We start from the raw sequence: 13221 nt of genomic DNA on the forward strand, positions 1-13221 counted from the left end.
GTGGTCCTGCCCCTGATAACACAAAGCTGCCCAGCTCCGAACGAGGAGCTGAGCAGCTTGTATCGTCTGTTGCTGGAAAGAGGAGGAGACATCAGCCCAGACGGCTGACCATCCCACCGATGTAGTCACTGTCAATGACATTGAAGCGGTCCTCCGGCGGATACAGGGCGCCGCCGTAGTAAATGGCCCGGTTGTTGCAGACCGACGTATCCGAACAGGGTCGATGGGCCGCCAGATGAATCTGATCGCAGCCGGTCTCGGCAATGATGCGGTCCATGTTACGGGCCGTAATACCGGCTCCGGGCAGAATCTGGATGCGACCCTTGGCGTAGGCAATCATCTCCCGGACGGTGTCGGTACCCATGGAGACGTCAGGCTCCTGCCCGCTGGTCAGTACACGGGTGATTCCCAGATCAATCAGTTCGTCGAGGACGGCTTTCCAATCCGCCACCACATCGATTGCCCGGTGGAACACCGTTTCCTTACCGGCATCTTGGGCCATCTGGGCCAGGATTTTAGTGCGTTCCCGATCCAGGGTACCATCCTGGTGCAGGAAGCCGAAGACCAAACCATCGGTGCCGTTGGCCAGCAGCAGCTTGGCATCTTCGATGGCTGTGGCAAACTCGGCGTCGGTGTAACAAAAACCGCCTTCCCGGGGACGCACCATGGTCATGATCTTCATATTGGTCTCCCGCTTGGCCACCAACAGCTCACCAATGGTGGGCGTCAGACCGCCATGAAACAGGTTGCTGTTCAATTCCACGCGGTGTGCGCCTGCTTTGTGTGCCTGAATGACATCATCGGCGCTGCCGCAGCATACTTCCAAAATTACCTTACTCATTGTTTCATCACCTATTATCATCAATCTTGCATGTTGTAACCGGTCAAAGGGCCGGTCGTAGAACTGCACGAGTGCACTGGTTTACCGCTCCATGGCAATCTGCTGGAGCTGCTGTTCCACCGCCATGGAAATCAGCCCATAGAGACCGGCTTCCTGCCGCAGGGAAGAGGAGACCACCTCCACCGGGTCAAAGGCTTCCCGCTGCACCGCTTGATTGAGCAGGGGAAGCAGCTGGGATTCAAAGACCAGATAATCTCCGCCGAAGACAACGCGCTCACAGTTGAGCAGCGACAGGGCGGTAATCAGAATCTCGCCCAGTGCCCGACCGATATCCTCCACCAGGGTGTGCAGAAAGGCGTCTCCATTGCGCCACAGCTGGACCACCTGCTGAAAATCCCAGCGCTCCATGGGTGTGCGGAAAGCGGCACGGGTGGCAGGGGGGGCCTCCATACGAATGCGATCCATCAGCGAGGGAATTTCCACCTGCGTTCGCAGGGGCGTGTTGAGACGGCCCACGCGAACGCGGGCAATTTCGCCGGCGCTGCCGCGACTGCCGGTATAGAGATTGCCTTCCAAAATCATACCCATACCGATGCCCATACCGCAGCCCATAAACAACAGGTTGGATACGCGCTGTCCGGCGCCCTGATAGTATTCTCCCACGGTGGCCGCGTTGATGTCGTTGACCCACAGGACATGGGTCTGGAACTGGTGCTCCAAATCGTCGATCAGACGGCGGACATCCCAATTTTCAAACTCAGGGTTCAGGAGGAACTGTTCGTCCAAACCGCTGAAAGCGCCGGGAGAGGAGAGGGCGATCATGGCCAGATGGCCCGGCGGCACATTGCCCAGACGCAGCAGGGTGGAAATGGCGGCAATGGACTGCTGTAGCCGTTCCGCATAGGGCGCACTGTCGCGGACTGTGAGAACTTGCCGGTACAGTTGGCAGCCGTTGAGATCGCTCAGAGCAAAAATGGGCTGCTCCAATCCCAGCTCCGCGGCAATAAAAAAGCAATACGCCCCATGGAGCTGCAACAGCACGGGTCTGCGGCCCCCAACCCGCTGGGCATTGGCGGTGCCGACCTCCTGGAGCACACCGCACTGGAGCAGAGGCGCGATATTTTCAGAGACCGTGGAGCGGCTCAGCTCCAGACGGCGGGCCAGTTCGGCCCTGGAAATGGTGCCGCTCTGCTGAATCAGCTGTAAGATCGCCAGACGGCTATGGGCGCGCAATGCGGCATTGGTATCATTTTTTTCCATATGCTCTCCCTTTTTTACACACGGCCGCCTGCATGGCAGAACGACAGTTTGTTCTAGCACCGAATATACTATACCATGTAATGAAAAAATATTCAATTCCAATTCAAAATTTTTTGTGAAAAAAGAAAAAAATCCATAAAATCTTGGTGTTGACATTTGTCAAACATCGTGATAAATTTAGTGAAGTAAACTGAATTATGTTCGGACTCGGTACAAACTAACCATGGATACCCCGATGCATAATTCACAGATGTACTAGAAAGTGAGGGCTTTACATCATGAACAAAAGGATTCCCGCTCTTGTACTGGCTGCGGTTATGGCCATGTCCGCTGCCGGCTGCGGCAGCAAATCTGCCGCAGACACCACGACCAACACGGACGCCACGGCCAATACAGACGCCGCACAGAATACGGCAACTGCCGCCGACAATGACCTGGTGATTGCGTTCAACACCGACGTTCAGAGTTTGGATCCCCACAATACCACGGATACGCTTTCCATTTCGATCAGCAACACCATGTATGAAAGCCTGATTACGTTCGACGAAAATCAGAACATTGTACCGCTGCTGGCCGAAAGCTTTAAGGCGGAGGATGACAACCTGACCTATACCTTCACCCTGCGCAAGGGCATCAAGTTCAGCGATGGGACCGACCTCAACGCCGACGCGGTCATCGCCAACTATGAGCGCTGCCTGGCCGACACCACGCTGCGTCAGAACAGCAACGTCAAGAAGTGGGAGTCCGTGACCAAGGTAGACGACTACACTGTGGCGATTAAGCTGCTGACCCCCGATTCCTCGTTCCTCAACCGCTTCACCCAGTTTGATATGATCAGCCCCACCGCCCTGGCAAACGGCGTCGATCTGAACAAGGAGAGCGCCGGTACCGGCCAGTATGTGTTCAAGGAGCATGTGGAGGGCGACCATGTGACCGTCGTTCCCAACACCGAGTACTGGGGCACCAAGGCCACCGTGGACAGCCTGACCTTCCGCGCTGTTCCCGAAGACGGCAGCCGCATTGCTATGCTGCAGACCGGCGAGGCTGACTTCATCCATCCCATGCCCGTCATCCAGGCCCAGGAGATGGATGGCCAGGACGGCATTGTGGTGGAGAGAACGCCGTCCAATATCATGCGCTATGTGACGCTGAATACCACGGTGCCGGAGCTGTCCGACAAGCGGGTCCGTCAGGCTATGAACTACGCCATCGACAAGCAGGCCTATGCCCAGGTGGTGTTCAACGGCTACTGCGAGGAGGTTCTCTCCTGCTTCCCCTCCACGGTGTCCTATTATGCTGAGCAGACGCCCTATACCTACGACCTGGAAAAGGCCAAGGAGCTGATGACCGAGGCCGGCTATCCCGACGGTTTCTCTCTCACCCTGTGGGGCGACAATATGACCATTGAGCAGACCGGTATGCAGTTCATTGCCCAGCAGCTGGGTCAGATCGGCATTCAGGTTGAGGTGGTTCCCATGGAGCCCACCACCCTCAGCGAAATGATCTATATGCCTGAGGAGGAAAACGACGTCCAGATGTGGTACGTCAACTGGTCCGCCGGTTCCTTTGACGCCGACGGCTCCATGCGTTCTATCCTGCACAGCGACAATGTGCCGCCCACCAGTGCCAACACCGCGTTCTTCCGCAATGAGGAGTTTGATACGCTGATCGATAACGCCAAGCTGACCACCGATACCCAGGAGCTGACGGACCTGTATGCCCAGGCTCAGGCCATCGTGTGGGACGAGTGCCCCTGGCTGTTCTTGGGCAATGATGATCTGGTGTTTGCCCACCAGTCCTATGTGAACGGCATCGTAATGGCTCCCGACGGCTCCCTGGATGTGACCAACGCCACACTGTCCTGAGAAAAAACGCGCAGCCGATTGGCCTGTGAAGATATCCGGAATCCGGCAGCAGCGGCGCTGCTGCCGGATTTTTTAAACAATACTCTCCGGGCATGCTGCCCGCACACTCTACAAAGGAGGCGACACGCTTGGGCCGTTATGTTGTCAAGCGCATTCTCAGCGTCATACCACTGCTGTTGGTGATCTCAATTCTGATTTTTGCGTTTATCCATTTGATCCCCGGCGACCCGGTTCGCAAAATGCTGCCCAAAGAGGCGACCAACGAAGAATACCTGGCTCTGAAAGAGGAGCTGGGTCTCAATGAACCGCTGCCGGTCCAGTATCTCGATTATATGAAGGGCATTTTTCAGGGCGACTTCGGCGATTCCTATAAAAATGGCCTGCCTATCCGTGAGATTCTGCCCGACCGCATGGTTGCCACGCTGAAACTGACCTTTGCCGGCATTGTATGGGCTGTGGTGCTGGGAACCTTGATCGGTATTCTCTCGGCGGTCAAACGAGGAAAATTCCTGGACTATTTGGGCATGGTCATTGCCACCTCCGGTATTTCGGTCCCGTCGTTCTGGCTGGGCCTGATTCTGATACAGATATTTGCCGTGGAATTGGGATGGCTGCCAACCGGCCAGTTGGACAGCTGGAAGGGCTATATTCTGCCGTCCCTGACGCTCGGCTGTTCCATTATGGGCACATTGGCCCGCTATTCTCGTTCCTCCATGCTGGAGACGCTGCAGGATGACTACGTCCGCACGGCCCGGGCCAAGGGCCAGCGGGAATCCCTGGTGGTGCTGCGCCATGCATTCCGCAATTCCCTGGTGCAGGTGGTCACTGTGGTGGGCCTTCAGATCGGTGGTCTGCTGGCCGGTTCGGTGCTGGTGGAGACCGTATTCTCCATTCCCGGCCTGGGCCGGCTCATGGTGGATTCCATCGAGTTCCGTGATTATAAGGTGATTCAAGCGCTGCTGATGTTCTTCGCGGTGGAGTATATTACCATCAATCTCATCGTGGACCTGCTCTACGGCGTACTGAACCCCAAGATCCGCTATGATTAACGGAAAGGAGGCGCTTTTTCATGTCTGAAAACAACCACTCTGTCAACCCTGCGTCCAGCGCGTATATGGACGACCCGGTGCTGCAAAACCGCAGCCGTGCACGGGAGTTTTTCAAAAAGTTCTGCCAGCGCAAGACGGCAGTCGTTGCAGGATGTTTTATTATTTTGCTGATTGTTCTGGCCATCATCGGACCATCCATTGCCCCCTATGACCCGGACGTGTACGATTACAGCAATATGCGTGCCGCGCCCAGTTTACAGCATCTGATGGGCACCGACGAGTTCGGCCGCGATGTGTTCAGCCGCCTGCTGGCCGGTACCAGACTGTCGCTGGGCTCCGCTCTGGCGGCGGTGCTGGTGGGCGCGGCTCTGGGTACGATACTGGGCATTCTGGCCGGTTATTACGGCGGCATTCTGGAATCCCTGGTTATGCGCGGCAGTGACGTGCTGTTTGCCATGCCCGACATTCTCCTCTGTATTGCCATTGTGGCCATCATAGGACCGGGCTTGATCAACGTCATTATTGCCGTGACCGTCTTTACCATACCATCCTTCGCCCGTGTGATGCGAAGCGCCACGCTGACGGTGCGAGGGAGCCTGCATGTGGAGGTGGCCCGGTCCCTGGGCTGCCCGGACAGCCGGATTCTGTGGAAGCATATCTTCCCCGGTACGGTGCAGGCCATGATCATCAACTTCACCATGCGTATTGGCTCGGCCATTCTGGCTGCGTCCTCCCTGAGTTTCCTGGGCTTTGGCGCCGATGTGGGCGCGCCGGAATGGGGTGCCATGCTGTCCTCCGGCCGGAACTTCATCGGCGTGGCAGACCATCTGATCCTGTTCCCCGGTCTGCTGATCTTCCTGACGGTGCTGGCGTTCAACCTGTTCGGCGACGGACTCCGCGACACCCTGGACCCCAAGATCAAGTGAGGTGGATGGACTATGAGTGAAAAAGAAATTCTGCTGGACGTACGCGACCTGTGCACGGTATTCCAGGTGGGAAAGCGCAAAACCGTGACGGCTGTCAACGGCATCAGCTTTCAGGTGGGCGCCGGTGAGATCGTGGGTCTGGTCGGTGAGTCCGGCTGCGGCAAATCCGTCACCAGCCTTTCCGTCATGCAATTGCTGAAAAATACCAGTGGTCGGGTGGTAGGCGGTCAAATTCTGCTCAAGGGCAAGGATCTGCTGCACTGTTCCGAAAAGGAAATGCGTTCGGTCCGCGGCAAGGAAATCTCTATGATTTTCCAGGAGCCCATGAGTTCGCTGAATCCCTCCATGCGTATTGAGGCGCAGATGGTGGAAGCCATTCGTCTCCATACGGATATGGATAAAAAGGCAGCTCGGAACCATGCGCTGACCATGATGCGCAAGGTAGGCATTGCCAATCCGGAGACCACCATCCGCAGCTATCCCCACCAGCTCTCCGGCGGTATGAGCCAACGTGTGATGATTGCCATGGCCATGAGCTGCGATCCCACGGTACTGATTGCCGATGAGCCCACGACGGCGCTGGACGTTACCATTCAGGCCCAGATTTTGCAGCTGATGCGGCAAATTCGAGACGACAATAATACGGGTATTCTGCTCATTACCCACGACCTGGGCGTGGTGGCGGAAATGTGCAGCCGTGTCATCGTCATGTATGCCGGACGCATCGTGGAGGAAGCGCCGGTGCAGGAGCTGTTTGCGTCTCCCAAGCATCCCTACACCCAGGGTCTCATTGCCTCGGTGCCCAAGCTGGGCTCCGGCGTCACAAGCCTGCCGTCCATTCCCGGCAGCGTACCGGATCTGTCCATGATGCCCGAAGGCTGTAAATTTGCGCCGCGCTGCTCCAAGGCCTGTGACCGCTGCCACCAGACGGAGCCGCCGCTCTTTCCGCTGAAAGACGGCCGTGAGAGCCGCTGCTGGCTGGCGGAACCCGAGGCTGTGCAGCTTACTGAGGAAAAGGAGGAACAGATCGGATGACCCCTTTGCTTTCTGTAAAAAATGTCACCAAGACATTCCCGGCCGGTCGCGGCAAGAATGGTAAAAAGGCCCGCGTCCATGCCGTCAACAATATTTCCTTTGATATCTATCCCGGCGAAACCTTTTCCGTGGTTGGCGAGTCCGGCTGCGGAAAGTCTACCACCGGCCGTCTGGTGGACCATCTGCTGGTGCCGGATTCCGGCGAAATCTGGTTTGACGGCTGCGACATTTCCAAGTTGTCCGACAAGGAAATGCGTCCCATCCGCAAGGACATTCAGATGATTTTCCAGGACCCCAACGGCTCCCTGAATCCCCGCATGCGCGTGGAGGATCTGGTGGCGGAGCCGCTGCTGATTCATACGGATATGAGTCCGGCGGAACGCATGAAAGCGGCGCATGAGCTGCTGCAAGTGGTCGGACTGGGCACAAAGCACGCCCACCGGTTCCCCCACGAGTTCTCCGGTGGACAGCGTCAGCGTATCGGCATTGCCCGGGCGCTGACGGTGCGGCCCAAGCTGATTATTGCCGACGAGCCGGTTTCCTCTCTGGACGTATCCATCCAGGCCCAGGTGCTGAACCTGATGCAGCAGCTGCAGCGGGATTACGATTTGACCTATATGTTCATCTCCCACGACCTGAGCGTGGTGGAGATGATCTCCGACCGAATCGCCGTCATGTACCTGGGCTCCATTGTGGAGCTGGCGGAAAAGAAGGAGCTCTATGCCCATCCCCGCCATCCCTATACAAAGGCGCTGCTGTCGGCGGTGCCCATTCCCGATCCCACGATACAGAAGGACCATGCGTTGCTGGAGGGTGATATCCCCAGCACCATCGACCTGCCGGTAGGCTGCCCCTTCCAGACCCGCTGCCCCCGGTGCCAGGACGATTGCAAACTGAAACCCATTGAGCCGGTAGATGTGGGCGGCGGCCATATGGTGGCCTGCCTGCATATGGAGGAGTAATCATATGTCGTTTACCTTTGACAGAGAAGCTTATAACCGCCGCATGGCCTGGTATACCGAGGCCCGGTTCGGCATGTTTCTCCACTGGGGCGTCTATTCCATTCCTGCCCGCCATGAGTGGGTGCGCAGTTATGAGAATATTCCCAACGAGGCCTACGAGCCGCTTATGGACGAGTTCAATCCCTCTCACTGTGATATGCGCCAGTGGATGGAGGCGGCCCGGGATGCAGGCATGAAATATGTGATCCTGACCGCCAAGCACCACGACGGTTTCTGTCTCTATGACAGCGCCTATACGGACTTCAAATCGACCAACAGCCCGGCAAAACGGGATTTTGTGCGGGAGTTTCTGGAGGCGGCCCGGGACTGCGGCCTCCGCGCCGGTCTTTACTTCTCTCTCATTGATTGGCGGCACCCGGATTTCCCCCACTATGGCGACCGTTACCATCCCATGCGGGACAACCCGGAGGAATCCAACGAGAATCGGAACTTTGACCGCTATCTGGAGTATCTGCACAACCAGGTTCGGGAGCTGTGCACCAACTACGGAAAGCTGGATTTGCTGTGGTTTGACTTCTCCTACGACAATCTCCGCGGAGAGGCTTGGAAGGCTACGGAGCTGATGAAGATGGTTCGCTCTCTCCAGCCGGACGTCATCATTGACAATCGCCTGGAGGTCAGCGGCGAGGGCTTCGGCTCCCTGGCGGCCTGCAAGCCCACCCCGTATCACGGAGACTTTGTCAGCCCCGAGCAGATTATCCCGCCCAACGGCTTGCAGGACGCCAACGGCGATCCGCTGATCTGGGAAAGCTGCGTGACCATGAATAACCACTGGGGCTACTGCGCCACGGACCATTTTTACAAGCCCGCCTCCATGCTCATCAAAAAGCTGGTGGAGTGCGTATCCAAGGGCGGCAATCTGCTGCTGAACATCGGCCCCGACGCCACCGGACGGTTCCCAAAGGAATCTCTGGCCATTCTCAAGGAGATCGGCGTCTGGATGCAGTACAATGGCAAAAGTATCTACGGCTGCGGCATGTCCGGCCTGGACAAGCCGGATTTTGGACGGTTCACCCGCCGGGGCGATACGCTATACGTCCATGTTTTTGAGAATACCATCGGCCCGCTGCCGCTGTTTGGGATTCCCAAGTCGCAAATTGCATCTATTCGCCGTCTGGCCGACGGCAGCGAGGTCCAGCTGTCCACCAGCTGGGTCCACAGCGACTACCCGGAATTGGCCTTTGCCAATCTAGGCGAAGACCCGGTATTGCCGGACCCCATCGATACGGTCCTGGAAATTCAGCTGCGTCCGGAGCGCTGAACAACGAGCCAATATATAAGATAGACAGACGCAAATACAAGAGGGCCCGTCCGCCCGGTCTACGGACCGGGTGGGCGGGCCTCCTGATTCTATTTTCATTGATTTTAACGGAGGTTCATCATGCTGAAATTGTGGAACCAAGAGGCGGTTGATTGGCGACTGGCTCTGCGGACGGAGATGGAAGGTGCCGGTTCCCGGCTGTCCGTCGAGGCCGACGGCAAAACGGCCACACTGTGGGTTGGTCTGGGCGACGCGGAGACGGTGACGGCGGAGACCGTTCGCCGGGCTGCGGCCAAGGGCATCAAGACCCTCAAGGGCCTGGGCGCCAAAACGGTGGTGCTGGACCCCGCTGCGGCGCAGACGCTGCTGCATCAGGAAGGGATCGATGCCATGGCCCAGGGTGCGGCGCTGGCCCTTTACCGGCCCCGGTCCTGGAAGACGGAGGAGCAGACGGATATGACCCTGTACATGGAGTCTGCTTTGCCGTCGGAGGAGAGCAACAGCCTGACCGAAGCCATCTGCCTAGCCAGAGATTTGGTCAACTGCCCGGCCAACCATCTGGTTCCCGCCGACCTGGCACGGACGATGACGGAGACGGCCCGGACCTATGGGGTCGAGACGGAAATTATTTCCGCTGAGCAGGCCCGTGCTCTGGGCATGGAGGCATTTCTGACCGTGGGCGACAGTGCCGGTCATGCTCCGTGCCTGATTGTGCTGCGTTATCGCGGCGGCGCGCCGGACCAGGCGCCCATTGGTCTGGTGGGTAAAGGCGTTACCTGTGATACCGGCGGATATTGCCTGAAACCGGCCAGCTCCATGAAGGGCATCAAGGGCGATATGGCCGGTGCAGCTGCCGTGTTTGGCGCGCTGCTGGCCTTGGCTCGGAACAAAGTGCCCGTCAATGCCACGGTGGTGATTCCGTCGGTGGAAAACCGCATCGCCCCGGACAGCTTTATCCCCGGCGATGTCATCGGCTCCATGTCCGGCAAAACCATCGAGATAGGCAACACCGACGCCGAGGGACGGCTGATTCTGGCGGACGCCATCACCTATGCCCTGCGCAAGGAAGGCGTTGGCCGCGTGCTGGATATTGCGACGCTGACCGGCGCGGTGGTTGGTATGTTCGGCTTCACCACGGCGGGCTTCCTGTGCAACGACGAAGCCTACTGCACCGATTTCATGGAAGCCGCCGCCGTCAGCGGCGAGCAGTATTGGCGGCTCCCGGCCTTTGACGAGTACCGCAAGATGATTGAAAGCCCTGTGGCTGATGTGTCCAACGTCTCCAATGACGGTTGCGGCACCATCACTGCCGGACTGTTCCTGGAGGCCTTTACGGAGTCCCATCCCTGGCTCCATATCGACATTGCCGGTACAGCCTGGGTGGATTCGCCCAAGTGGGAGTACCAGACCAACGGCGCCACCGGTGCGGCGGTGACCACGCTGTATCATCTGTGCAAGGCTATGGCCAAGGAGGCATAAACTGTGGAAACCTGGAGCCAACTTTTGGAGACGCTTGGCGGCGAACAGCGCCGGGCCATGGAATTTCTCTACACCCATTTGCCTCAGAGCGACCTGGACACCTATCCGGCTGCGCTGTTTTTGCAGTTTGCAGACCATGCCCTGACCATGCGCCGGACGCTGCCCTGGTGTGCGGAACTGCCGGAGGAGCTGTTTGACCACTACGTTCTGTTTCCCAGAGTCAACGATGAGGATTTGTCCTTTCACCGGCAGCACTTTTCTGAAGCCCTGCTGAACCGGGTACATGCCATGGACACCATGGAGGAGCGGATTCTGGAGGTCAATCGCTGGTGCCATGAAAACGCATCCTATCAAAGTCAGGATGACCGGACGGCGTCGCCTTGGACTGTCTATGCCAACGGCAGCGGCCGCTGCGGCGAGGAGTCGGCCTTTCTGGTGGCGGCGCTGCGCAGCATCGGCATTGCGGCCCGTCAGGTTTATTCGCCCCGCTGGGCCCACTGTGACGATAACCATGCCTGGGTGGAAGCGCTGTGCGACGGCCAGTGGCGGTTCTTGGGCGCCTGTGAGCCGGAGCCCATTTTGGATCGGGGCTGGTTCAACACGGCGGCGTCCCGGGCCATTCTGGTACACTCGCGGATTTTCGGAACCGGAAACCATCTGCTCCACGGCACACCCATTAGCCGGGTGGATGGGATTTCCTGGTTCAACCAGACCGAACGCTATGCCAAAACTGCGCCGTTACAGCTCCATGTGACGCGGGATGGCCAGCCGGCCGCCGGCGCTCGTCTCGAACTTCAGGTGCTCAATGAGGCCACCTACTATACCATTGCCACCTTGACCGCCGATTGCTATGGCTATGCAGAAATCCGGCTGGGCCTGGGCGATCTCCATGTACTGGCCACACAGGACGGCCTTTGGGCAGAAGCCGATCGGGCAGGGGACCGGGTGGAACTGGCGCTGGCGCCGCTTCAGGAGCGGGAAACTGACTGGGTGACCATGGATGTGCTGGCGCCCCAGGATGCGGTTTTGCGCGATGTGTCTTTGGATGAAGCAGGGAAGGCGCGGAGAACGGCGGAGCTTCAGCGGGGAGCTGCCTTGCGGGAGGCCCGCATGGCGCAGTTCTATACGCCGCGTCCCGAGGACGGTCCCCGGGAAACCCTGTACCGGACGGCCCGCAGCAATGCGGAGGCGCTCCGTACCTTCTTGGAACGGGATGACAACCCCCTGCGGCAGGCCATGGTGGAAACGCTGACGGACAAGGATTTGCGGGACGTAAATCCGGCGGTACTGGAGGAGCATTTGCTCCATGTGGCGGCCAATGACGGCCTGCCTGCGGAGGTGTACCAATCCTTTGTGCTCAGCCCCCGGATTGAGTTGGAGCCGCTGACCGCCTGGCGCGGTCCTCTGGCACAGGCGCTGTGCCCGGAGGAGCAGGCTGTATACCGGAAAAATCCGGCAGCGTTGTGGACGGAGCTGGAACGCCGTATTACCACCCGTGATTTGGGCCTCGTCTATACGGGAGAACGGACGGGTCTGGTATGGACTCCCATGGCTGCCTGGACGGCAGGCCGCTGCGATTGCCGCAGCCTTCGGATTCTCTTTGTGGCTATCCTGCGCAGTCTGGGTGTGGCGGCCCGGCTGGGACAACTGGACGGTATGCCGGAGTATTGGCAGAACGGCTGCTTCCATCCGGTCAAACCCAGAGCCACCGCCACACTAACGCTGACCCATGCGCCGGAGGCGGAGCCGCTGTATCGTCAGAACTGGACCCTGGCTGTCCGCACGGCTACAGGGTGGAACACTCTGTCTTTGACGGATCAGGACTGGCAGCAGGGGCAGCGGACCTTGACGGTGCCTGCCGGACAGTATCGGCTTCTGACATCGGTGCGGCTGCCCAACGGCAACCAGTTTGCGGCCGGAAAGGAGTTTTCGCTCCGGGCCGGGACGGAACGGACGGAGTCGTTGCTGCTGCGGAGCTTCCGGTTGGAGGACTTGCTGCGCCGACAGGATATGCCGGTGCTTCCCGCCGTTACTTTGGACGGCACGCCGGTACCGGATGTCAGCCGCATCAATGGCCGTCCCACGCTGCTGTGCTGGATGGAGGAGGGCAATGAGCCCACGGAGCATGTCCTCAACGAACTGATGGCCGGACAGGAGGCCCTCCAGCAGCTGGCGGCCAATGTGGTATTTCTGGTCCGGGGCAGGGACAGCCTGAATCAGCGTACCTTGGCCCAGGTGTTGCAGCGCTGGCCGGACATTCAGGTTCTGCTGGATGACTGGGCATTTGACCTGGAGACGGTGGCGCGTCATCTGGCCTGTGACCCGGAACGTCCCCCGCTGGCTGTGGTATGCAATGGCGATGGCGTGGCGGTCTATGGAATCAGCGGCTACCATGTGGGCTCCGTGGAGCTGATGACGCGGATTATCGCGCAGCTTTGCGCCGAGGCCTGATCAGAAAACAAGAAGAGAAAGAAAAGAAAGTC

Annotated in this window: 10 protein-coding genes; 8 read left to right on the forward strand and 2 right to left on the reverse strand. The window is 58.6% G+C overall.

Annotated elements, in window-relative coordinates; all coding sequences use genetic code 11:
* Positions 1-91: 91 nt before the first annotated feature.
* Positions 92-841 (reverse strand): copper homeostasis protein CutC, encoded by a 750-nt coding sequence (locus ACTQ33_RS03755; RefSeq protein WP_441462322.1) that lies wholly within the window; start codon positions 839-841, stop codon positions 92-94.
* A gap of 81 nt (positions 842-922) precedes the next feature.
* A complete protein-coding gene (locus tag ACTQ33_RS03760) occupies positions 923-2101 on the reverse strand; it encodes an ROK family transcriptional regulator (protein ID WP_441462324.1) in 1179 nt (392 codons plus the stop codon).
* 278 nt (positions 2102-2379) lie between these two features.
* On the opposite strand from ACTQ33_RS03760, the gene ACTQ33_RS03765 reads away from it, so the two are divergent.
* The 8 genes from ACTQ33_RS03765 to ACTQ33_RS03800 all read left to right on the forward strand — a co-directional run bounded on the left by ACTQ33_RS03765 (position 2380) and on the right by ACTQ33_RS03800 (position 13189).
* Positions 2380-3966, forward strand: a complete 1587-nt coding sequence (locus ACTQ33_RS03765; protein WP_441462326.1) for an ABC transporter substrate-binding protein — start codon at positions 2380-2382, stop codon at positions 3964-3966.
* A gap of 128 nt (positions 3967-4094) precedes the next feature.
* The gene (locus tag ACTQ33_RS03770) at positions 4095-5015 is read left to right on the forward strand and encodes an ABC transporter permease (protein ID WP_441462328.1); all 921 of its coding nucleotides are present in this window, start codon (positions 4095-4097) and stop codon (positions 5013-5015) included.
* A 20-nt stretch (positions 5016-5035) separates the two neighbouring features.
* The gene (locus ACTQ33_RS03775; protein WP_441462330.1) at positions 5036-5941 is read left to right on the forward strand and encodes an ABC transporter permease; all 906 of its coding nucleotides are present in this window, start codon (positions 5036-5038) and stop codon (positions 5939-5941) included.
* A gap of 12 nt (positions 5942-5953) precedes the next feature.
* On the forward strand, positions 5954-6976 hold the full coding sequence (locus ACTQ33_RS03780) for an ABC transporter ATP-binding protein (protein WP_441462332.1): 1023 nt from the start codon (positions 5954-5956) through the stop codon (positions 6974-6976).
* Positions 6973-7938: an ABC transporter ATP-binding protein gene (locus tag ACTQ33_RS03785; RefSeq protein WP_441462334.1), complete on the forward strand. Its 966-nt coding sequence runs from the start codon at positions 6973-6975 to the stop codon at positions 7936-7938. The genes ACTQ33_RS03780 and ACTQ33_RS03785 overlap by 4 nt, the downstream gene beginning before the upstream one ends.
* 4 nt (positions 7939-7942) lie before the next feature.
* On the forward strand, positions 7943-9259 hold the full coding sequence (locus tag ACTQ33_RS03790) for an alpha-L-fucosidase (RefSeq protein ID WP_441462336.1): 1317 nt from the start codon (positions 7943-7945) through the stop codon (positions 9257-9259).
* Between the two features lie 120 nt (positions 9260-9379).
* On the forward strand, positions 9380-10738 hold the full coding sequence (locus ACTQ33_RS03795) for a leucyl aminopeptidase family protein (RefSeq protein WP_441462338.1): 1359 nt from the start codon (positions 9380-9382) through the stop codon (positions 10736-10738).
* A gap of 3 nt (positions 10739-10741) precedes the next feature.
* Positions 10742-13189 carry a transglutaminase domain-containing protein gene (locus ACTQ33_RS03800; protein ID WP_441462340.1) on the forward strand — a complete coding sequence of 816 codons (2448 nt, stop codon included), beginning with the start codon at positions 10742-10744 and terminating at the stop codon, positions 13187-13189.
* Positions 13190-13221: the final 32 nt, after the last annotated feature.

This window comes from Candidatus Avoscillospira sp. LCP25S3_F1 (genome assembly GCF_052117125.1).
GTDB lineage: Bacteria > Bacillota > Clostridia > Oscillospirales > Oscillospiraceae > Avoscillospira_A.

Coding starts and splice junctions, on each gene's coding strand:
- ACTQ33_RS03785 (WP_441462334.1), top strand. CDS start 6,973: ATGACCCCTTTGCTTTCTGTAAAAAATGTCACCAAGACATTCCCGGCC.
- ACTQ33_RS03775 (WP_441462330.1), top strand. CDS start 5,036: ATGTCTGAAAACAACCACTCTGTCAACCCTGCGTCCAGCGCGTATATG.
- ACTQ33_RS03760 (WP_441462324.1), bottom strand. CDS start 2,101: ATGGAAAAAAATGATACCAATGCCGCATTGCGCGCCCATAGCCGTCTG.
- ACTQ33_RS03755 (WP_441462322.1), bottom strand. CDS start 841: ATGAGTAAGGTAATTTTGGAAGTATGCTGCGGCAGCGCCGATGATGTC.
- ACTQ33_RS03795 (WP_441462338.1), top strand. CDS start 9,380: ATGCTGAAATTGTGGAACCAAGAGGCGGTTGATTGGCGACTGGCTCTG.
- ACTQ33_RS03765 (WP_441462326.1), top strand. CDS start 2,380: ATGAACAAAAGGATTCCCGCTCTTGTACTGGCTGCGGTTATGGCCATG.
- ACTQ33_RS03790 (WP_441462336.1), top strand. CDS start 7,943: ATGTCGTTTACCTTTGACAGAGAAGCTTATAACCGCCGCATGGCCTGG.
- ACTQ33_RS03780 (WP_441462332.1), top strand. CDS start 5,954: ATGAGTGAAAAAGAAATTCTGCTGGACGTACGCGACCTGTGCACGGTA.